The organism is Pseudoalteromonas sp. S2755 (assembly GCF_005886535.1).
Taxonomy (GTDB): domain Bacteria; phylum Pseudomonadota; class Gammaproteobacteria; order Enterobacterales; family Alteromonadaceae; genus Pseudoalteromonas.
This window is the reverse complement of the sequence record NZ_PNDS01000032.1, coordinates 1-20,244: the sequence shown is the minus strand read 5'-3', so window position 1 is coordinate 20,244 and position 20,244 is coordinate 1. Positions and strand designations below refer to the sequence as shown.

Annotated in this window: 21 protein-coding genes; 8 read left to right on the top strand and 13 right to left on the bottom strand. The window is 42.8% G+C overall.

From position 1 onward, the window contains the following. Nucleotides 1–76 precede the first annotated feature (76 nt). From nqrM to CWC03_RS06505, 11 genes are all read right to left on the bottom strand, one after another. Nucleotides 77–289, bottom strand: coding sequence for a (Na+)-NQR maturation NqrM (gene nqrM, locus CWC03_RS06555; RefSeq protein WP_010372193.1), 213 nt, complete (start codon nt 287–289; stop codon nt 77–79). 100 nt (nt 290–389) lie between these two features. Then, entirely contained in the window at nt 390–1,421 is a 1,032-nt protein-coding gene (locus CWC03_RS06550) for an FAD:protein FMN transferase (RefSeq protein WP_138581076.1), read from the bottom strand. A 108-nt stretch (nt 1,422–1,529) separates the two neighbouring features. Continuing rightward, nucleotides 1,530–2,756, bottom strand: a complete 1,227-nt coding sequence (gene nqrF / locus CWC03_RS06545; RefSeq protein WP_138581075.1) for an NADH:ubiquinone reductase (Na(+)-transporting) subunit F — start codon at nt 2,754–2,756, stop codon at nt 1,530–1,532. A gap of 20 nt (nt 2,757–2,776) precedes the next feature. Next, on the bottom strand, nt 2,777–3,385 hold the full coding sequence (gene nqrE / locus CWC03_RS06540) for an NADH:ubiquinone reductase (Na(+)-transporting) subunit E (RefSeq protein ID WP_088529916.1): 609 nt from the start codon (nt 3,383–3,385) through the stop codon (nt 2,777–2,779). A gap of 10 nt (nt 3,386–3,395) precedes the next feature. After that, nucleotides 3,396–4,028, bottom strand: coding sequence for an NADH:ubiquinone reductase (Na(+)-transporting) subunit D (locus CWC03_RS06535; RefSeq protein WP_128728480.1), 633 nt, complete (start codon nt 4,026–4,028; stop codon nt 3,396–3,398). Next, nucleotides 4,028–4,777: a Na(+)-translocating NADH-quinone reductase subunit C gene (locus tag CWC03_RS06530; protein ID WP_138581074.1), complete on the bottom strand. Its 750-nt coding sequence runs from the start codon at nt 4,775–4,777 to the stop codon at nt 4,028–4,030. Before CWC03_RS06530 ends, CWC03_RS06535 begins: the two co-directional genes overlap by 1 nt. Further along, on the bottom strand, nt 4,767–5,969 hold the full coding sequence (locus CWC03_RS06525; RefSeq protein ID WP_017216396.1) for an NADH:ubiquinone reductase (Na(+)-transporting) subunit B: 1,203 nt from the start codon (nt 5,967–5,969) through the stop codon (nt 4,767–4,769). Before CWC03_RS06525 ends, CWC03_RS06530 begins: the two co-directional genes overlap by 11 nt. 2 nt (nt 5,970–5,971) lie before the next feature. After that, nucleotides 5,972–7,315, bottom strand: a complete 1,344-nt coding sequence (locus CWC03_RS06520) for a Na(+)-translocating NADH-quinone reductase subunit A (RefSeq protein WP_138581073.1) — start codon at nt 7,313–7,315, stop codon at nt 5,972–5,974. A gap of 428 nt (nt 7,316–7,743) precedes the next feature. Further along, the gene (gene fabV / locus CWC03_RS06515; protein WP_138581072.1) at nt 7,744–8,934 is read right to left on the bottom strand and encodes an enoyl-ACP reductase FabV; all 1,191 of its coding nucleotides are present in this window, start codon (nt 8,932–8,934) and stop codon (nt 7,744–7,746) included. A 105-nt stretch (nt 8,935–9,039) separates the two neighbouring features. Then, a complete protein-coding gene (locus CWC03_RS06510) occupies nt 9,040–9,354 on the bottom strand; it encodes a BolA family protein (protein ID WP_138581071.1) in 315 nt (104 codons plus the stop codon). 45 nt (nt 9,355–9,399) lie between these two features. Continuing rightward, on the bottom strand, nt 9,400–9,993 hold the full coding sequence (locus tag CWC03_RS06505; RefSeq protein ID WP_138581070.1) for an alpha-ketoglutarate-dependent dioxygenase AlkB family protein: 594 nt from the start codon (nt 9,991–9,993) through the stop codon (nt 9,400–9,402). 38 nt (nt 9,994–10,031) lie between these two features. On the opposite strand from CWC03_RS06505, the gene CWC03_RS06500 reads away from it, so the two are divergent. Genes CWC03_RS06500 through CWC03_RS06485 form a run of 4 tightly spaced genes read left to right on the top strand, consistent with a single transcriptional unit; the run spans nt 10,032 to nt 13,736 of the window. Then, a complete protein-coding gene (locus tag CWC03_RS06500) occupies nt 10,032–11,162 on the top strand; it encodes a methyltransferase (RefSeq protein WP_138581069.1) in 1,131 nt (376 codons plus the stop codon). Between the two features lie 4 nt (nt 11,163–11,166). Then, entirely contained in the window at nt 11,167–11,724 is a 558-nt protein-coding gene (locus CWC03_RS06495; RefSeq protein ID WP_138581068.1) for a YajG family lipoprotein, read from the top strand. Further along, nucleotides 11,724–12,341, top strand: coding sequence for a peptidylprolyl isomerase (locus CWC03_RS06490; protein ID WP_128728489.1), 618 nt, complete (start codon nt 11,724–11,726; stop codon nt 12,339–12,341). Before CWC03_RS06495 ends, CWC03_RS06490 begins: the two co-directional genes overlap by 1 nt. A 9-nt stretch (nt 12,342–12,350) precedes the next feature. Beyond that, the gene (locus CWC03_RS06485; protein ID WP_138581067.1) at nt 12,351–13,736 is read left to right on the top strand and encodes an AmpG family muropeptide MFS transporter; all 1,386 of its coding nucleotides are present in this window, start codon (nt 12,351–12,353) and stop codon (nt 13,734–13,736) included. A gap of 42 nt (nt 13,737–13,778) precedes the next feature. Here CWC03_RS06485 and CWC03_RS06480 read toward each other — a convergent pair whose 3' ends face one another. Together CWC03_RS06480 and erpA are read right to left on the bottom strand one after the other, a co-directional pair. Continuing rightward, nucleotides 13,779–14,021, bottom strand: coding sequence for a helix-turn-helix domain-containing protein (locus CWC03_RS06480; protein ID WP_017216404.1), 243 nt, complete (start codon nt 14,019–14,021; stop codon nt 13,779–13,781). Between the two features lie 736 nt (nt 14,022–14,757). Continuing rightward, nucleotides 14,758–15,096, bottom strand: coding sequence for an iron-sulfur cluster insertion protein ErpA (erpA, locus tag CWC03_RS06475; RefSeq protein WP_010372235.1), 339 nt, complete (start codon nt 15,094–15,096; stop codon nt 14,758–14,760). 336 nt (nt 15,097–15,432) lie between these two features. Between erpA and CWC03_RS06470 the strand changes: the two genes are divergently transcribed. The 4 genes from CWC03_RS06470 to hemL all read left to right on the top strand — a co-directional run bounded on the left by CWC03_RS06470 (nt 15,433) and on the right by hemL (nt 20,003). Then, nucleotides 15,433–17,115: a chloride channel protein gene (locus CWC03_RS06470; RefSeq protein ID WP_138581066.1), complete on the top strand. Its 1,683-nt coding sequence runs from the start codon at nt 15,433–15,435 to the stop codon at nt 17,113–17,115. Between the two features lie 20 nt (nt 17,116–17,135). Further along, nucleotides 17,136–17,570, top strand: a complete 435-nt coding sequence (locus CWC03_RS06465) for a CopD family protein (RefSeq protein WP_095729554.1) — start codon at nt 17,136–17,138, stop codon at nt 17,568–17,570. Between the two features lie 123 nt (nt 17,571–17,693). Then, nucleotides 17,694–18,710 carry an aspartate carbamoyltransferase gene (locus CWC03_RS06460; protein WP_138581065.1) on the top strand — a complete coding sequence of 339 codons (1,017 nt, stop codon included), beginning with the start codon at nt 17,694–17,696 and terminating at the stop codon, nt 18,708–18,710. Between the two features lie 12 nt (nt 18,711–18,722). Next, on the top strand, nt 18,723–20,003 hold the full coding sequence (hemL, locus tag CWC03_RS06455) for a glutamate-1-semialdehyde 2,1-aminomutase (protein ID WP_138581064.1): 1,281 nt from the start codon (nt 18,723–18,725) through the stop codon (nt 20,001–20,003). Nucleotides 20,004–20,244: the final 241 nt, after the last annotated feature.

Here is a 20,244-nt window from a genome sequence, read left to right as displayed (position 1 = left end):
ACTTAACCTGAGGTTTGTTACCCAAAAAGCAAAAACGCAAGCTAAGCTTGCGTTTTCAATTAATATCGTTCTACGGTTACAGGATCTGGTTTTCTTTCCACATCTCTTCTTTTGCTAACCGCTTTTTGCGTTTGTCGCATGGATCGTCGCAATCACAAATTTTGTCAATGCCCATTGAGCCCAAACCACCACAGCTACTGGCCATGGATTTCTTTTGTACGATAACGCCTACAGCCATCGCAACAGCGATAAGCATAAGTAAACCGAAAGTAAGGAGGAATAAAGACATTATCTAGCCCCTTTTATTGCTACATTGAATTGAGTGACGACGCGCAAATTATACGCTTTCATGACGTCACTCACAATTAAATTATGGGGTGTTGTACAGCTTAATTCAAGTACGGCTGAAATGTTTCACTCGCGTAACTCTTGATCCCTTCTGGACTTTTATACATCAAATACACGGGGAGTTGATGTTCGGTGGCGTACGCCTTTGCACGCTCTGTGCCCATCACAGTCAATGCTGTTGCTAGGCCATCAGCCGTCATCGCAGATGGATGTAGTACCGTTACCGATACCAGCTCATGTTTAACTGGGCGACCCGTTGTTGGGTCAATAAGGTGTGTAAAGGTTTCACCATCCATTTCATAAAAAATACGATAGTCACCTGAAGTTGCAATACCGTTTTTGCCTGGCTCTATCACGCGATGAATTTGGCGTTGACCAACAGGCGCATCGGGTTTCTCGATAGCAATACGCCACTCACCATCCGGCTTCTTGCCAGAAACGCGTAGCTCACCGCCGATTTCAACCATATAGTCATGAATATCATGGTTTTCAATCACCTCAGCGACCTTATCAATGCCATAACCTTTAGCGGTTGCTGAGAATGATAACTCGAGCCCAGCGATTGTTTTAGCAAGGCCGCTGTCATTTAAAATGAGTTTATCGACACCGATACGAGTACGCATATCGTCTAACTCTGCCTGTGACGGACGCATTGTTGGCCTTTTATCAGGACCAAACCCCCACAAATCGATAAGCGGTCCCATCGTAACATCAAGGGTTTTGGTCGACTTCCCAAGGCGGATAGATTCTGCAACTACCAAGCGAAAATCTTCACTGATAGGCATAACGGTATTCGCTGCTAACCGATTAAACTGGTTAATCTCAGAATCTGGTATATAAGTAGACATAGATTGATTAACAGCCTTTAATGCTTGCTCAACCTCATCGTGCAACTGCGTCTGTTCGAGCGGCTTTTCACCGGGAAATACCTTAATGTTGTATGTCGTGCCCATGGTTTTACCTGACAGCACGATTTCCTTGGCTTCAGGTTTGGCGTCTTGACACCCTGTTAAAGAAACGAATAAAAACGAAATAATAAAAAATCTAGATAAAAAAGCGTAACTTGCTTGCATCAGAATTCCCTGAGTTTAGTACCAACGGGTATAAAAAAGCCCTCGAGCAAAGCATTTTGCTCGAGGGCTTATATTCTAACTTAAGTTCATTGTTAGACCGAAACCTAATTAACCACCGAAGTCATCAAGTAGGATGTTTTCGTCTTCAACACCTAAGTCTTTAAGCATGTTAATAACTGCCGCGTTCATCATTGGAGGACCACACATGTAGAACTCACAATCTTCTGGCGCTTCATGGTCTTTAAGATAGTTTTCAAAAAGTACGTTATGAATGAAGCCTGTGTAACCTTCCCAGTTATCCTCTGGTTGAGGATCTGAAAGAGCAACATGCCATTGGAAGTTATCATTTTCTTCAGCTAGACCGTCAAAGTCTTCTACGTAGAACATTTCACGCTTAGAACGTGCACCGTACCAGAAAGACATCTTACGCTTTGAGTTAAGACGCTTAAGCTGATCGAAGATGTGTGAACGCATTGGCGCCATACCTGCACCACCACCAACAAATACCATTTCTGCATCTGTGTCTTTCGCGAAGAATTCACCGAATGGACCAGAAATAGTGACCTTATCACCTTCTTTAAGTGACCAGATGTACGATGACATCTTACCACAAGGTAATGTTAGGTTGTTTGGCGGCGGAGTTGCGATACGTACGTTTAGCATGATGATGCCAAACTCTTCTGGGTAGTTAGCCATTGAGTACGCACGGATCGTTTCTTCATCAACTTTAGACTCTAGCTTAAAGAAACCAAAACGTTCCCAGTCAGCACGATACTCTTCAGGAATATCAAAGTCTGCATATTTAACATGGTGAGCTGGTGCTTCAATCTGAATGTAACCACCGGCACGGAAAGGTACAACTTCACCCTCAGGGATGCCTAGTTTTAGCTCCTTGATGAAAGTCGCTTTGTTATCGTTAGAGATAACTGTACATTCCCACTTTTTAACACCGAAGATTGATTCTTCAACTTCGATTTCCATGTCGTTTTTAACATTAACCTGACACGCAAGACGACAGCCTTCACGTGCTTCTCCTTTAGAGATGTGGTCAAGTTCGGTTGGTAGAATATCACCACCACCCTCTTTAATATGTACGCGACACTGACCACATGAGCCACCGCCACCACATGCAGACGATACGAAAATACCCGCGTTTGCAAGTGCACCTAGTAGCTTACCGCCAGCAGGAGTCTTGATCGCTTTTTCAGGATCGCCGTTAATATCAATTGTAACGTCACCGCTTGCTACAAGCTTCGATTTCGCTGCAATGATGATAAGCACTAGCATCACAACGATAGCGATGAACATGCTTACGCCTAATACAATAGTTTCCATCGTATAGTTTCCTCGCTACCTTACAGTGAAATACCAGAGAATGACATGAAGCCAAAGCCCATTAGACCTACAGTAACAAAAGTAATACCTAAGCCACGTAAACCATCAGGAACATCTGCATACTTCATCTTCTCACGAATACCTGCTAACAATACGATAGCAAGTGCCCAACCCACACCTGAACCTAGACCATAAACTACAGATTCACCGAAGTTTAAGTTACGCTCAACCATGAATGATACCGCACCGAAAATCGCACAGTTAACTGTGATTAGCGGTAGGAAGATACCTAGTGCGTTGTATAAAGCTGGGAAGAACTTGTCCAATGTCATTTCTAGAATTTGAACAAGCGCTGCGATTACACCGATAAACGTCAAGAAGCGTAGAAAGCTAAGATCCACTTCAGGGAAGCCTAACCACTCTAGGGCACCTGGCGCTAGTACTGCGTGGTAAACTAAGTTGTTTACTGGTACAGAAATACCTAGTACAACGATTACCGCAATACCTAGACCTAGCGATGTGGTTACTTTCTTAGATACCGCCAAGAAAGTACACATACCCAAGAAGAAAGATAAAGCTAAGTTTTCAATGAAAACTGCTTTGATAAATAAATTAATATATTGTTCCATCTCTCTCCCCTTATGCCTTCGCTTCTACTTGGTCTTTCTTCCAAGTACGTAGTGCCCAAATAAATGCACCTACGATGAAGAACGAGCTGAATGGCATAACTAGTAGACCCATAGGCTGATACCAACCACCTTCAGAGATAAGTGGTAAGATTTCAACGCCAAACAATGTGCCCGCACCGAATAGCTCACGGATAAAGCCAACTGTTAGAAGTACAACAGAGTAACCTAAGCCATTACCAATACCGTCAAGGAACGACATTGTTGGTGGTGACTTCATTGCGTATGCTTCTGCACGACCCATTACGATACAGTTAGTAATGATAAGGCCGATGAACGTTGATAGCTCTTTCGCTGTTGAGTAAACAACGGCTTGAAGCACTTGATCTACAACGATTACTAGAGATGCAATAATCGTCATTTGTACAATGATACGCACACTAGAAGGAATGTGATTACGGATCATTGAGATAAATAAACTTGAAAACGCAGTAACCAATGTCAACGCGATTGACATGATAAGTGCATTTTTAAGGCTTGAAGTTACCGCTAGTGCAGAACAGATCCCCAACACTTGCAGTGCAATCGGGTTGTTCGCAAAAACAGGACCAAACAAGACTTCCTTCATTTCTTTTGCATTAGCCATTAGTTCAATGCTCCTTTACGTACTTTCGCAAGGAATGGACCAAACGCTTTGTCGCTTGTCCAGAAATCTACTGTGTGATCAACACCGTTAGAGGTAAGCGTTGCACCAGATAGACCATCAACCTTGTGTTCGTTACCGCCAGCACTACCTTTAACTACGTCGATAGGAAGCTCTTTACCTTCCCAAAGTGCAGTCCACTTAGGGTTTTGAATTTCGCCACCCAGACCTGGAGTTTCGCTGTGCTTATAAAAGTTGATTGACTTAATTGTCTCACCATCAGCTTCTAGCGCAAGGAAGCCATACATCACCCCCCAAAGGCCATAACCTTGGATTGGTAGAATGATAGTAGAGACTTGACCTTGGTCATCTTTTGCAAAATAAACTGGAGAGTTATTCGTGATACGTTGAATACCTGCTTTGTCTTCTTCTTTTGAAAGCTTGTAACTACGTTTAGCATCAAACTTAGTCGCTTCAAAATCAAAGGTTTCCGCTTTAACGTCTTCTACAAACTCACCGGTTTTAAGACTCACAACACGCGATTCGATATTTTGGTTAAAAACTTCAGATACATTTTTAACTTTATCGAAGCCAGCAACGGCTAAAATGTTACGCTGAATATCTTCGTTTTTGTTTGCTTGCTGCATAGGGCGAAGCTGAACCGAAGCAAAAGATACTACGATTGCACACACTAAACATAAGCCAACAACTACGCCGAGCGTTTTGCCCATTGATTCATTCTTAGTTGACACGTGCCAATCTCCTCTTCACATTTGACTGCACTACGAAGTGGTCGAATAGTGGAGCAAAAAGGTTAGCGAATAGGATTGCTAACATCATGCCCTCTGGGTATGCCGGGTTAACAACACGGATAAGCACAACCATTACACCGATTAGCGCACCGTATAACCACTTACCTTTGTCTGTGAAAGACGCAGATACAGGGTCTGTTGCCATAAAGAACATACCAAATGCAAAACCACCAAGTACTAAGTGCCAGTGCCAAGGCATAGCAAACGCAGCATTTGTTTCAGAGCCAATTGCATTTAGAACGAATGACATTACAACCATACCAATGAATGTACCTAGCACGATGCGCCATGAAGCGATACGAACATAAACTAGGAACAAACCACCAAGTAAGATTGCCAGTGTTGATGTTTCACCTACAGAGCCTTGGATAAAGCCGTAAAACGCGTTAAACCAAAGGTCCATATTGCTGTAATCTAGTGAACCTGCTGTCGCTTGACCTAGGTAAGTTGCACCAGAGAACGAATCAACAGCTGTCCACACTGTGTCACCAGAAATGTCAGCAGGGTATGCGAAGAATAAGAACGCACGACCTGCAAGCGCCGGGTTTAGGAAGTTACGACCCGTACCGCCGAAGATTTCCTTCGCGATTACAACACCGAACGTAATACCCAAAGCAGCTTGCCATAGCGGAATTGTTGCAGGCAGGATAAGCGCAAATAATACCGAAGTTACGAAGAATCCTTCGTTTACTTCGTGCTTACGAACTGATGCGAATAACACTTCCCAGAAACCACCAACCGCGAACACGGTTGCATAAATAGGCAAGAAGAAACACGCACCATAGAACATCTTGGCACCCCAACCTGCATCAGCAGTTAATTCACCACCTAGCGCTTGGAAGATAGCTACCTGCCAAGTATTAGCAAGCTCAAATCCGTTACCTAGTGCAAGTGCAGCTTGGTGACCGATGTTGAACATACCAAAGAACATTGCAGGGAACGTCGCCATCCACACTAAAATCATAATACGTTTTAGGTCGATGTTATCGCGAACGTGCGTTGCACCTTTGTTTACATAACCAGGAGTATAGAAGATAGTTGCTACGGCTTCGTAAAGCGCGTACCACTTCTCGTGCTTACCACCAGGTTCAAAGTGAGGTTCAATGTCTTCTAAAAATTTCTTTAAGGCCATTTTTAACCTTCCTTCTCGATAGTAGTCAGGCAATCACGTAGGATTGAACCGTACTCATATTTGCCCGGACATACGTAAGTACATAGTGCTAAATCTTCTTCATCTAGCTCTAGTGCACCCAACGAAATCGCAGAATCTAGATCACGTGAAATAAGATCACGTAATAGTAGCGTTGGCAAAATATCGAGTGGCATAACACGCTCATAGTTACCGATTGGTACCATCGCACGCTTAGAACCACCAGTTGACGTTGTCATCTTGAACAAACGGCTAGGTGCTAAGTGTGAAATGAATGTACGTGTTACAGAGAATTTGTCACTACCCGGAGCGATCCAGCCAAATAGCTCTTTCTCGCGACCTTCAAGTAATACAGATACTTGAGTATGGTAACGACCAAGGTAAGCGTGAGGGCCAGTTGCTGTTTTACCAGCTAACACAGAGCCAGAAATGACTCGGTTATCACCGTCTTCAAGCTCGCCTGCAACTAAATCTGTTAGCGACGCACCGACATGAGTTTTCACTAAGCGAGGATTCTTAACTCGAGGACCTGCTAAAGCAACAACTCTGTCTGAGTAGATTTCACCTGTTAGGAACAACTTACCAAACGCGATGACATCTTGGTAACCAATGTGCCATACTTGCTTGTTTGTACCTACAGAATCTAGGAAGTGAATGTGAGTACCCACGTTACCTGCTGGGTGAACACCTGCAAACTCATGAACTTCTACTTGTGAGATCGAAGAACTAGGTACGTTAGCACCCGCTTTCTTACACACAAATACTTTGCCTTCAGTCAAACGAGATACAACCGCTAGACCCGCTTCAAACGCTTCCACGTTTTCCGCGATGATAACAGCAGGATCTGCTGCTAACGGATTAGTATCTGTTGCTGTCACAAAGATTGAGCTAGGTGTTGCACTCGGCACAGCGACACGGCTAAATGGACGTGCACGAAGCGCTGGCCACTGACCAGACTCGATTAGCACTTCCTTCACTTTTTCAGAGTCTAAGTTGCTTAAGTCAGCAGCTGAAAACTTCTCAAAAGTGATTTGCTCGTCGCCTTGAACTTCGATCACAACGGATTGAAGTACACGCTTAGCACCACGGTTAATTTCTTTAACTACACCAGAAGCTGGCGCAGTAAACTTGACGCCTGGGTTCTTTTTATCTTCAAAAAGAACTTGGCCTTTCTTGACTTGGTCATCCACACGAATATGCATGGTAGGACGCATACCGATGAATTCTTCACCTAGCACAGCTACTCGTTTGACAGCAGAGCCATCATGAATAACTTGCTGAGGTGCGCCCTCTATTGGTAAGTCCAGACCTTTTTTTATGTTGATCATACGCACTTGCATTACATTAACGGAAAGAAACTGAAAATATCTTTAGTCACCACAGCGCCACCTCGTTTGTACTAAGTATTAGGTATAAAGAGCAGAAAGTTATGAGTCCGGATAGGGTTCCCAAACAGCCCCTTTAACATACCCCTCAACGCGCACAAAAAAGCAGCGTCGTGATAAAAGTCCTCACATATTTCTCTGATTTTAACATTAATCGTACTGAGTATGCGAGTGGAATTATGAAATTAATACGACTTTAACGTGGATTTAGATTAGTTGAAAAATCCATCACTGGAAGGAGTATAGACCAAAGTGGTATAGATAAAATTTTTCTTACCCTAATCTGCAAAATAAGTAAAAAAATTCGCTATTAAACAAAAACGGGCAAAGTACCAATTCGCACTTTGCCCGCAAAATCAAAAACCGTGAGATTAAACGAGGTGATTAATTTCTACCGTTGCATCCACATCAGCTTCGTAATCTACGCCGTCAACCCCAAAGCCGAATAGCTTCAAGAATTCGTTGTGATAACCAACATAATCCGTCAGCTCATCGATTGTATCGGTATCAACAGTATCCCAAATGGTCTGTACACGCGCTTGAACACCGTCTTCTAGTTCCTTATAGTTTTGGAACAAGTGACCGCCATCATCAAAGCGTGGCGATTGACCATATAGATTTTCAGTAAACAACCCATGAATTTGCTCGATAGTTCCTTCATAAGTGCCATCGCCTTTCATCACTTTGAATAGTGCAGAGATATAAAGAGGCATAATTGGAATAGCAGAACTCGCCTGCGTCACTACTGCATTCAGTGAAGACACATACGCTTCGCCATTGATATCCGCCGTGGTTTCGCGAATTGCCAGCGTCGCACGGTCCAAATCCTCTTTTGCCTTACCAATCGTTGCGTGACCGTATATTGGCCAAGTCAACTCTTTACCGATATAAGTATATGCCGTTGTTTTGAAGCCATCCGCTAACACATCCGCTTGCTTAAGCGCATCAATCCAAAGTTCCCAGTCTTCACCACCCATCACTTTAACCGTATTGGCAATTTCGTCTTCATTAGCAGCTTCAACTGTCATTTCATCAATGATGCGCTTAGAAGTATTTAGGTTTTTAGTTGTGATAGCTGAGCCAATTGGCTTAAGTGTTGAAGAATAAACTTCATCAGATTTAGGGTCTTTACGACGAGGAGACGCAAGGCTATATACCACTAAATCTACTTTACCTAGTTCAGCTTTAATGGTTTCGATGGTTTTTTGCTTCAACTCATCGGAAAACGCATCACCATTGATATTTTTAGACCATAAACCCGCTTCTTCTGCAGCTTGCTGGAATGCAGCCGTATTATACCAACCCGCTGACGCGGTTTTCTTCTCTGAGCCTTCTTTTTCAAAGAAGATACCTAGCGTTTTCGCACCGGCACCAAATGCAGCGGTGATACGCGACGCCAAGCCATAGCCTGTCGATGCACCAATTACTAATACATTCTTAGGACCATTTTCGATTTGGCCTTGTTGTTTTACGTATTCAATCTGTTCTTGAACGTGTGCTGCACAGCCTACAGGATGCGCATTAGTACAAATAAATCCACGAATTTTTGGTTTGATGACCATAAGAGATCCTATCCATTGATTTGATACAAAATAAAAGTGAGGTTGGACTCACTTTATTAAAATTACTGCGTAGTGTACTGGCAGATATGTAAAACACACATCTGATCAGCTATCGAACTTAGAACCACCCAAGCATTTTGGTGACTCTGGCGTCTGACCTTCTTTGTCCGAAAACTCTTCTGGTGTATAGGCATGAATTGCCAAAGCGTGAATATGGTTTTGCAGCTCATCTTTTAGCACTTCATTGATTGTTCGATGACGCTGCAGCAGTCTCTGGCCAATAAATTGTTCGCTTACGACAATGACTTTAAAGTGAGACTCTTCGCCACGGCTGTGCATATGGCTTTCATTGATAACGTTCAAGTGCTTACATGCAACGGCTTCAGCTATCTTGTCATAAATCTGTGATTGCATTGACATTATACTTTGTCTCCTAGAGCAATTCGTGACGCTACTATACGCCGTTCAGCGCGTATTTCCAACACTTCGAAAGGTGAGATTTATGCGCCCTTGGGACACTTTGGTCTGCTTTGGCAAAGCATGTTGATAGTCGCGCTGACTATCACCTTGCATCACCAATAAGCTACCCGTTTCCAATGAAATGTCGGTTACAGAGTGGCTGACTTTGTGCCGTATTTTAAATTTGCGGGTCGCGCCAAGCGACAGTGAAGCAATTATGGGCGTCAAACCGAGCTCTGGTTCATCATCACTGTGCCAGCCCATACTGTCTTGACCATCACGATAAAAATTAGCCAATACCGCATTAAAAGGAATATTAAATCTGCGTTCTAGCGTTTGTCTGATCCCAATCAATACCGAAGGCCAAGGCGCATTTTCAAGTCGCTTTCCCGAATAACTGTAATGCACGTCAGGGTCGGCAATAAAGCGTTCGAGTCGAGGCGTTTGATGGGTCTTACCAAATAAGGTGATGGTATTTTGCTGCCACGCAAGGCTACTCAGTAGTACATTATATAGCGCTAGACTTTTATCGAAGCTAATAGCCTGTGCTTGATAGCTAAAACCGCTCGGCAAGTTCCGTGCTTTGTCTACTGCTCTCATGTTAAACTACCCGCTGCTTTTATTTATAGAACATTCACATGACGACTGATGCAATTCTAGCCGGAAACCCTTTTACGCTACATAGGTTTCCACTCGATCAAAAAAACCGTAGCTTACAAGCTTGGGATTCAGCCGACGAATACCTGTTAGATTATGTCTTTGAACATCACCACGATGCAAACCGTATTCTCATTCTCAACGATAGTTTTGGCGCGTTATGCTGTGCACTTGCCGACAAGCACTGCACGGTAGTGACCGACTCTTATGTGAGTACCCTCGCTTATGAACATAATTTGGAGGCCAACGGACTTGCCGGCACTCAGGTTGATGTACTCACTAGCATGGACGAGCTACCACAAGATATCGATCTGATATTAATAAAAATTCCTAAAAATTCAGGGCTATTGCAAGCGCAACTTGCACAGTTAAGTAAACTAACTTCAGACATTCCTGTAATTGCGGCGGGCAAAGCAAAAGAAATTCACACTTCCACATTAAAAAGCTTTGGCCACTTTTTGACGGAGCCAACGACTAGCTTAGCGGTAAAAAAATCGCGCTTGGTATTCAGCAAGACGTCAGCCAAAGCCATTGATAGTAAATTCCCTGTGTCTTGGCCACTGGAAAAAACCGATTTTATCTTGTCGAATGAAGCAAATGTTTTCTCACGAGATTCTCTTGATATTGGCGCACGTTTTTTTATTAATTACCTTCCTATGGGTAAGAAACCAATGAAGGTCATTGATCTTGGCTGCGGTAACGGTGTCATTGGATTGATGACGCTCGCAAAAATGCCAAATGCCACCGTTACCTTTATCGACGAGTCGGCGATGGCTGTGTATAGCGCGAAGCAAAATATCGTTAATAATTTACCCGAGCGTGTTACTGATTGTCAGTTTGTCCAAAACGACTGTCTAACGGGTTTTGAAAATTACGGGGCGGATCTGGTACTGTGTAACCCGCCATTCCATCAGGCCAATGCAATCACCGATCACATCGCTTGGCAGATGTTTTTACAAGCTAAGGCAGCGCTTCGACAAGGGGGTGAGCTAAGAATTATCGGTAACCGCCACTTGGAATACGACGATAAACTCAAGCGTTTGTTCGGTAACAGCAAGACACTAGGCAACAACAAAAAATTCACTGTTTTAAGTGCAATAAAGAGGAGCTAACTTCATGCGGTTTTCATTGCTGATTATTTTGCTAACCTTGATACTCGTGGGCTGTGAAAGCTCACCACGCAGTGTCATTCTTCATCCGGAATATCAAGGTCCTTCGTCAAACGCGCTTGCCGCCAACGTAGCGATCAAAGTAAACGACCTACGGACCACAAAATACACCATTCGCGTGAAAAACCAAGAACCCGCACTTTACGTACCAGATGCTAATTTACCGGTTAACTTCAATCAGGTATTAACGCAAGCACTCACTGCACATGGCGCGCAAATAACACCGGTCGCTGCAACGCAAATCACTGTGGATATCAATCGCTTTAAAGCCATTATTGAGGAGTCTTTCTCGACTCACCAAAGTGATGCAGAAGCTGACGTCACCGTACAGATAAAGCAAGGCGCTCGCAGTTTCAAAAAGCAATATAAAGGTAGCGCTAATTTAAATGGCCCACTAAAACACGACCAAGCCAAAATCGAAGAACAGCTCAACAATCTAGCTCAACAGGTTGTGTCTCGAATCGTTCAAGATCCTGAATTTATTCAATTTGTGAGAGGAAGTTAATGAAAAAAATAATTCTAAGCTTAACCGCCCTATTATTAAGCATGAATGTCTTTGCCGAAATGAGCGGTAAATTCGTACAAAAGAATAATCTATTCCCTCGAGTTCAAATCAATACTAGTAAAGGGCCGATTATTGTGGAACTGGACAGATCGAGAGCCCCAATCACAGTAAATAACTTCTTAACTTACGTGATCAACAAAGATTATAACGGCTCTGTTTTCCATCGAGTTGAACGTGATGAAGCCAACGAAAAAGACTTTGTTATCCAAGGTGGAGGTTACGACAAAGAGTACGATGGAATGTTTGAGCGCGAAGCTATCTTCAATGAAAGCGGTAATGGTTTGAAGAATGATATGTATACCATTGCCATGGCCTATCAAGACAACAAACCACACTCAGGTACCAGACAGTTTTTCTTTAATATGGATGACAACGATCACTTGAACCCAGGTAGAGGCTGGGGTTTTGCCGTGTTCGGGAACGTCTCTGAAGGCTATGAAACACTGGACGCGATTATGAAGGTGGAAACCGGCTACAATGAAAAGCTTGGCTATACCTTTATACCTAAAGAGCCCGTCATTATTCTTTCAGTCGAAGTATTAAAGCAGCCAGAGTAATACCCTTTTATGTTGATATCATCTAGCTTTTCGCAATATCTTAGTTATTACAAAGACAAACGTCTATTAACTGTCTTTGCTTTTGGAATAAGTAGCGGTTTTCCTTGGGTATTGATTGGCTCGGTGATGTCAGCTTGGCTTAAAGATGAAGGGTTAAGCCGCAGCACCATTGGCCTATTTGGCTTAGTATATGGCGCCTATACAATCAACTTTTTGTGGTCCCCACTCGTTGACCGAATAAAAATCCCCCTGCTGTATAATCACTTGGGGCAAAGACGAAGCTGGATAGCAAGTTGCCAGTTGATTATTATTGTTGCCACCTTCGCATTGGCCACTATTTCAATTAAAGACAATCTTTCGCATGCTGCATTATTGTGCTTTATTATTGCGTTATTTTCAGCTACCCAAGATATTGCAATAGATGCTTATCGCATCGACATTTTACCAGAAGACGAAAGTGAAAAAGCAACAGCAGCGGCAGCCATGGCGACTTCAGGTTGGTGGTCTGGCTATGCCTTACTTGGTGCAATTCCTTTCTTTATGGCTGATTTACCCGGTTTTAGTTGGCCCATTATCTATCAGATGCTAAGCGTCATCGTAGTATGTTTATTAGTAGTCACTTTGTTGGCAAAAGAGCCAAAGTCTCATCGCGAGCAGGTACAGGCTCAGCTACTAGAGAGTTACGAGCAAAAACTTAACCACAGCGCTTCATCAAATGCTTCTAAAAAGACCTATGCTTGGCTTGCCGTGACTCTGGTAGAACCCTTTAAGCGATTTTTTGAAAAAAATGGGGTTAAAACAGCATGTGCTCTACTTGCCTTTATTTTCCTATTTAAGATAGGAGAGGCCTTTTTAGCCCGAATGTCCATCGTATTTTACAAAGAAGTGGGATTTTCAAACACCCAAATCGGACAATATTCCAAACTTGGGACCGGTGTGATCACTATAGTATTTGCATTTCTTGGCAGTATTTTTAACCACAAGTACGGTATCGTAAAAGGCTTGTTTATCAGTGGTGTCGCTATGGCCGCATCAAATTTAATGTTTTCTTGGATTGCACTTGCAGGCCCCAAAGAACACCTATACGCGCTAGCAATTGTGGTGGACGGCTTTACCCAAGCTTGGTCACTGGTAGCCATGGTGGCGTTTATTTCTATGCTCTGTGATAGAGCATTTAGTGCGACCCACTATGCCTTACTGGCATCACTTGGCAGTTTAGGCCGTACCGTGCTATCAGGCTATAGTGGTTTTGTGATAGATGATTTGCTTGGAGGTAATTGGGCACTCTTCTTCGCGCTAACTGCGCTTATGGTGCTTCCGTCATTATTGTTTTTATATTTAATTCGGCACAAGCTTTATGCTATTGAAAAGGCGTATCATGCTAGTAAAAACTAGAGGTGCAGGTCCTTGCACCTTTTACGCTTGCTAACTAAACGCTTATTGATCTTCTTTGATTAGCTGTAAGCCTTCATAAGGATCAACTTCTAACGCTTCGCAGTAACGTAAAAACTCAATGACATCCAATCGACGCTCTTGGTTTTCAATTTTACCGATGAATGAATGAGGCGTACCTAAAACCTGCGCAAGACTACGCATTGTGTGACCTTTCTCGTGGCGCTTAGATTTTAGCCACTTGGTTAGTTTACCGTTTTCTTCAGAAGAAACCGTTTTACCCATCATAATTATACATCTCCTACTAGATGAAAGACTAAATTATCTAAATGAAATATGCCCGTCTCATTTAGTTATTATCTAAATATTACCGTTGTAACTTATCGAGGGACTCTACAATGCAAAATGTTAAGCCTGTATGAACTCAGCACTTTACCTTCAGAAATCGCTCAAGCTTACAGTTTACCCTGAATACGGTACAACTTACCAGCTATCTGAAATAAGTTGTTCCAAGCCGGTAGCACGTAGACAAAATGTTAACTTGTCCCTATGTACCCAATTAGGTATAGACTAAAACACGAGTAACACCTAATTAATTTTTTACTTTTTATTAATTCATTAAGGGTTGTAATATCCAGTAACACTTTAACAAATTTTTTAAAAAATGTACCAGTATTTGAAATAAATTATTTTTCTTTAAAAAATAAAAACTTACAGCTAACATTTACTAAGTGGTTAAAAAAGGGGCTATTACTAGATGATTCGATTACTGTTTTTACTGCCAATTCTATTGTGCTTAGGCTGGATTTACTTCCTTCGTTCAAACGGCGTGCCGCTTAAGCAAGGAAAAAAAGGCTTTATCTACATCTTAGTATTTTCATCTTTTGTTTTAGGTTTTTTCGTCTTAATGATGTATCTAACAGGTAGTTTTTAGCGAATAAAGCAAATTGAGTTGTGGTGGGCAAAAACAAAAAGAGCCATGGCAAAAGCATGACTCTTTATCGGAACGTAGCACGAATAATGCCTAGACGCTGAAGCTTGCACCACAGCCACAGGTAGTTGTCGCATTGGGGTTGTTCACAAAGAAACGTGCGCCTTCAAGTCCTTCAGTATAATCTACGATACCGTCAATTAAGTACTGAATACTCATTGGATCAACAACCATAGTGACACCGTTTTTGACGATTTCCAAATCGCCCGGATTTACTTTTTCATCGAAAGTGAAACCATATTGAAAGCCTGAGCAACCGCCACCCGTTACATACACGCGTAGCTTAAGATTGGCATTCTCTTCTTCTTCAATAAGTTCTTTTACGCGGCTTGCGGCAGCGTCAGAAAACTGAATTGGTAATTGTTCAGACATAGATTTAGACCCCTAATCCTGTAATCTGCAAATTATCTAATACCTGAGTATTTTAATCAAGTATAGCGTTCGCACCAATTATCTTTGATAAATGATCTATTTTTGAAAGAAAGAACGCTTCGCTCACCCGTAAAAACGTTTCTATTTATTTGTTGTCATTGAGAAGTTTTTAACCTTGAATGTGACCCGATATTAAATATATTTTGATATAAATTAGTCTCTATATGCTTAAGCAAAGAAAATAATACTATTGCTTCAGTTAAATTGCGTTAGCACAAGGACTTAGTGTAAAAAATTTGATATTCTTAAGCAGTTTACTATTGTGGAATGACGTTCATGTCGTTGGATGCATTAAGACGAAGCCTTGCAAAACCCAAAACTTCAGCGCAACTGTGCCTACTTGGCGCCGGTGCAGGCCTACTTGCGGCGATACTTATCATTGCTTTTCGTCTTACTATTGAATTAATCCAAGGCACATTTCTCGATAAACCTGATGACTTTACTGAGCTTTCTGAGCTACATCGACTATTTTTGCCCGTGCTTGCTGCGTTACTCATCGCAGTCTTTGCTGCCTTAACTGGGTTTAAGCACTACCGTTTGGGTATTCCATATGTGATCAATCGGATCAAACACCACTACGGTCATATGCCAATTTGGAATTCTGCTAACCAATTTTTTGGTGGTGCCGTTGCTTTGATCAGTGGCTTTTCTGTTGGTCGAGAAGGGCCATCTGTGCACATGGGGGCAACAGCTGCGAGCATTCTGTCTGAGCGTTTACATCTACCACTCAATGCAGCGCGAACTTTAGCCGGCTGCGGTGTAGCTGCAGGGATTGCTGCCTCATTTAATACTCCGCTCGCGGCGGTGATATTCGTCATGGAAGTCGTGCTCAGGGAGTATAAAATCCATATTTTTGTTCCCGTGATGTTAGCTTCAGTGATCGGTGCAATGAGCACGCAATATGTATTTGGCAATAGCTCAGAGCTGGCACTCATTCATATCACCCCATTGAGCTTTTGGCATTATCCTTATTTAATTATGTGTGGTGCGGCTTTGGGGGCGGTTGCTTTTGCCTTTAATCAAAACCTGATGCTGATCATCAAAACTTTTAAGCCCATCAGTATGTTTCCTCGTCTTTTATTAGCGGGTTTAATTGCAGGATTAATTGGCTATGCCGTACCGGGGGCCATGGGCTCAGGCATGAGCGCTATCACCCAAGCTGTTGAATCCCCTCACAACTTGCAACTACTTACCACAATATTGATTGCCAAGCTGATGGCAACATTATTTGCGATTGGACTTGGTATACCTGGCGGCCTTATTGGTCCAGTGATCGGGCTTGGGGTTATCATGGGCACCTTGATGTCTTTCTTTGCTCAATTTATTGAGCCCAGTGTCGATGTTGCGGGAACTTATGGTGTTCTCGGTATGGCAGGCTTACTTGCTGCAACATTACACGCTCCACTTGCTGCGCTCACTGCGGTAATGGAGCTTACTTCCAATCCAAAAATAATCGTTCCAGCTATGCTGGTGATCACCACAGCTTATGTGACTGCTTTACAGGCATTTGGCAATCGCTCTATTTTTATTCAACAACTAGATTTCCAAGGACTGCCTTACCAAGTATCCCCCGCAAAAGAGGCATTACAGAAAGTAGGAATAGTAGCTGAGATGGATGAAAATTTTAAGCTGCTCTATTCTGACGATAAAGAGCAAATAAAAGAGACCCTGTCTGCTGTTGATAGCCAAACGCCGCTCATTGTTTATGACGAACACAGCGGCTACCGCTTAGCGGAATACGATTTGAACTTAATCTCTGAAGGTAGCGTATCTGTCTCTTATATCGAACTACAAGGATTAAGCACACAAGCGACCTTAGCTGATGCCTTTGATGTGCTAAAAGACAAGCGTTCGGGCGCGGTGTATATTTATAATCAAAAGGATGATAAACAAATACTTGGGTTATTGCGATGGGATCAAATTCGTCACATACTCACCACCAGAAACAGTTTACTCTAGTCTAAAAAGTGGAATTTATAATGAGCTTATTGCTAACGTATAAAGCCTTACATATCTTTTTTATGATTGCCTGGTTTGCAGGGATTTTTTATCTGCCACGTCTATTTGTATATCACGCGATGACGGAAGAAAAATCTTGCAGCTCAATGCTCAAAATCATGGAGCGCCGTCTGCTCTTTTTTGTAACCCCATTTGCTATTCTCACCGCTGTGTTTGGGGTCTTAACGATTACAGAATACGGACGTGAGTGGTTTAAGCACAGTATGTGGCTACACTATAAACTGACTTTAGTGATTTTACTCTATATGTATCATGGTTATTGCTTTAAATTACTTGCCGACTTCAAACATGATCGCAATCGTAAAAGCGACAAGTTCTATCGTTTTTTCAATGAATTTCCCGTATTAATCCTATTAGCCATTGTCTTTCTTGCCGTTTTAAAACCTGCACTGTAACCGTGCATTATCGGGGGTACTTGGGTATAATATGCGCCTAAGTAACCGCCCACAGTCTGCGTGTTATCTGGTTGGGTAAGCGACCTGCAACCCGGTAGTCAATTTGTCTTTAGGAATCGCCAAATGTTCAGTTTCCAAGGTGAAAACATTCTTTCTGTCAATCAATTAGACAGAGATTCTATTGAACACATCTTCTCCATTGCCAAAAAAATGGAACCCTATGCTAAAAAGCAAAAACGTACCCAAGTACTCAATGGGGCGATTTTGGCAAATCTATTCTTTGAACCAAGTACGAGAACACGCGTCAGTTTCGGCACCGCATTTAACCTGTTGGGCGGCCTCGTCCGTGAAACCACAGGTATGCAAAGCTCAGCACTGGCAAAAGGCGAATCTTTGTATGATACCGCCCGCGTGATTTCTGCTTATGCTGACGCCGTGGCAATGCGCCACCCAGACGCAGGCTCAGTTGCCGAGTTTGCAACCGGTTCCGACGTTCCTGTCATCAACGGTGGCGATGGCCCTAATGAGCATCCAACTCAAGCACTGTTAGACTTACTGACAATTGACCGAGAGCTTAGCCGCTTTGGTACTGGAATTGACGGCATGCACATCGCGCTAGTTGGTGATTTAAAGTATGGTCGCACCGTACATTCCTTATCCAAGCTACTTAGTCACTATAAAGATATCCGCTTTACGATGGTTGCACCGGATGGCTTACAAATGCCTCAGTCTATTTTAGATGTCGTAGACAATGCAGGTCACCGTATTGAAGTCGTGTCTAAGATGGAAGGCAATTTAGCTGCCGATATCGTTTACCAAACCCGTATTCAAGAAGAGCGTTTCCCGTCTCAAGAAGAAGCAAACAAATACCGTGGCGGTTTTAGGATCAGCCAAGCAATTTACGACGCTCACTGTAAACCAAGCTCAGTATTAATGCATCCATTACCACGCGATAGCCGCAGCGATGCAAACGAGCTAGACAACGACCTAAATAACAATGACAACCTAGCTATCTTCCGCCAAGTTCAAAATGGTGTATTGATCCGTATGGCACTTTTTGCCCTAACGCTAGGTGTTGAAAACCAAGTGGAAAAATACGAGGTAGAAGTACCTTGGTTTAGCCGCAAACGTGAAAGCTAAAAAGGATCGACAATGACAATCAGTCAAGACTTATTCAAACGCGCCCAAGACTCAATCCCTGGAGGCGTCAATTCTCCTGTTCGCGCTTTTAATGGTGTAGGTGGTACACCACTATTTATCACCAAAGCAGAAGGCGTTCACACCTTTGATGCCGATGGTAAACAATACATTGATTATGTGGGCTCTTGGGGTCCGATGATCTTAGGTCATAACCATCCTGAGATTAAACAAGCAGTGCTTGAAGCAGTTGAAAATGGCCTTTCGTATGGCGCGCCGACGGAAACTGAAATCCTAATGGCGGAAAAAGTAAAAGCGCTAGTACCATCTATTGAAAAAGTGCGCATGGTAAGTTCAGGTACAGAAGCGACCATGAGCGCCATTCGCCTTGCTCGTGGTTACACCGGTCGCGATAAAATCTTAAAGTTTGAAGGCTGTTACCATGGTCACGCTGACTCCTTGCTTGTTAAAGCAGGTTCAGGTGCACTTACCATGGGTGTGCCTAACTCCCCAGGTATTCCTGCCGACTTTGCTAAGCATACGCTAACGGTTTCATTTAATAACCTTGATGAAGTAAAAGCGATTTTTGATCGGTACAAAGATCAAATCGCGTGTGTGATCATCGAGCCAGTAGCTGGAAATATGAACTGCATTCCACCAGTAGAAGGCTTTTTAGAAGGCCTACGCGAAGTATGTACTAACAATCAAAGTGTACTTATCTTTGATGAAGTCATGACAGGCTTTCGTGTTGCACTTGGTGGTGCTCAACAGTACTATAACATCACTCCAGACTTAACCTGTTTAGGTAAAGTGATTGGTGGCGGTATGCCAGTGGGCGCGTTTGGTGGTAAAAAAGAAATCATGGATTACATCGCCCCAGTTGGTCCTGTTTATCAAGCAGGTACGCTGTCTGGTAACCCAATAGCCATGGCTGCCGGCTTAAAAGCGCTAGAGCTGCTTTCAAAAGAAGGACTACACGCGGAGCTTGAAGCTAAGAGCAAAGCCCTGTGCGAAGGCTTCCAAGCAGCTGCTGATGAAGCAGGTATCGCGCTTACGACTAACTACGCAGGTGGTATGTTTGGTTTCTTCTTTACTGACGCTAAGAAAGTAACCAGCTATCAACAAGCAACTGAATGCGATCTAGAGCGCTTCAAAAAGTTCTTCCACCTGATGCTAGATGAAGGCGTTTATTTAGCCCCATCTGCATTCGAAGCGGGTTTCGTGAGCACAATGCATTCTGACGAAGAAATCGCTAACACTATCAATGCTGCAAAGCGTGCATTTGCCAAGTTGTAATCACAGATTACACCCCATATTAGTTTGTATCTAAAAAGCCCGCTCAGGGCTTTTTTTGTTTTTTCAGCTACGCTTTGAATAAGCTTTTCAAAAGCTTCGGTCTATTTAATACCAGTTGTATTAAGTAAATGATCTATCTTGAAGCGGGGAAATAGCTTTAGTAGCAAGGCAAAAATTTTGCTATTTATTTGTTCTAAATGAGAAATTTTTAACGAAGCTAATATGCTATTTCACCCTTCAA

Excerpts from the sequence above, each read along its gene's own strand:
- nqrM (WP_010372193.1), bottom strand. The coding sequence starts at position 289 with ATGTCTTTATTCCTCCTTACTTTCGGTTTACTTATGCTTATCGCTGTT.
- CWC03_RS06550 (WP_138581076.1), bottom strand. The coding sequence starts at position 1,421 with ATGCAAGCAAGTTACGCTTTTTTATCTAGATTTTTTATTATTTCGTTT.
- nqrF (WP_138581075.1), bottom strand. The coding sequence starts at position 2,756 with ATGGAAACTATTGTATTAGGCGTAAGCATGTTCATCGCTATCGTTGTG.
- nqrE (WP_088529916.1), bottom strand. The coding sequence starts at position 3,385 with ATGGAACAATATATTAATTTATTTATCAAAGCAGTTTTCATTGAAAAC.
- CWC03_RS06535 (WP_128728480.1), bottom strand. The coding sequence starts at position 4,028 with ATGGCTAATGCAAAAGAAATGAAGGAAGTCTTGTTTGGTCCTGTTTTT.
- CWC03_RS06525 (WP_017216396.1), bottom strand. The coding sequence starts at position 5,969 with ATGGCCTTAAAGAAATTTTTAGAAGACATTGAACCTCACTTTGAACCT.
- CWC03_RS06520 (WP_138581073.1), bottom strand. The coding sequence starts at position 7,315 with ATGATCAACATAAAAAAAGGTCTGGACTTACCAATAGAGGGCGCACCT.
- fabV (WP_138581072.1), bottom strand. The coding sequence starts at position 8,934 with ATGGTCATCAAACCAAAAATTCGTGGATTTATTTGTACTAATGCGCAT.
- CWC03_RS06510 (WP_138581071.1), bottom strand. The coding sequence starts at position 9,354 with ATGTCAATGCAATCACAGATTTATGACAAGATAGCTGAAGCCGTTGCA.
- CWC03_RS06505 (WP_138581070.1), bottom strand. The coding sequence starts at position 9,993 with ATGAGAGCAGTAGACAAAGCACGGAACTTGCCGAGCGGTTTTAGCTAT.
- CWC03_RS06500 (WP_138581069.1), top strand. The coding sequence starts at position 10,032 with ATGACGACTGATGCAATTCTAGCCGGAAACCCTTTTACGCTACATAGG.
- CWC03_RS06495 (WP_138581068.1), top strand. The coding sequence starts at position 11,167 with ATGCGGTTTTCATTGCTGATTATTTTGCTAACCTTGATACTCGTGGGC.
- CWC03_RS06490 (WP_128728489.1), top strand. The coding sequence starts at position 11,724 with ATGAAAAAAATAATTCTAAGCTTAACCGCCCTATTATTAAGCATGAAT.
- CWC03_RS06485 (WP_138581067.1), top strand. The coding sequence starts at position 12,351 with ATGTTGATATCATCTAGCTTTTCGCAATATCTTAGTTATTACAAAGAC.
- CWC03_RS06480 (WP_017216404.1), bottom strand. The coding sequence starts at position 14,021 with ATGATGGGTAAAACGGTTTCTTCTGAAGAAAACGGTAAACTAACCAAG.
- erpA (WP_010372235.1), bottom strand. The coding sequence starts at position 15,096 with ATGTCTGAACAATTACCAATTCAGTTTTCTGACGCTGCCGCAAGCCGC.
- CWC03_RS06470 (WP_138581066.1), top strand. The coding sequence starts at position 15,433 with ATGTCGTTGGATGCATTAAGACGAAGCCTTGCAAAACCCAAAACTTCA.
- CWC03_RS06465 (WP_095729554.1), top strand. The coding sequence starts at position 17,136 with ATGAGCTTATTGCTAACGTATAAAGCCTTACATATCTTTTTTATGATT.
- CWC03_RS06460 (WP_138581065.1), top strand. The coding sequence starts at position 17,694 with ATGTTCAGTTTCCAAGGTGAAAACATTCTTTCTGTCAATCAATTAGAC.
- hemL (WP_138581064.1), top strand. The coding sequence starts at position 18,723 with ATGACAATCAGTCAAGACTTATTCAAACGCGCCCAAGACTCAATCCCT.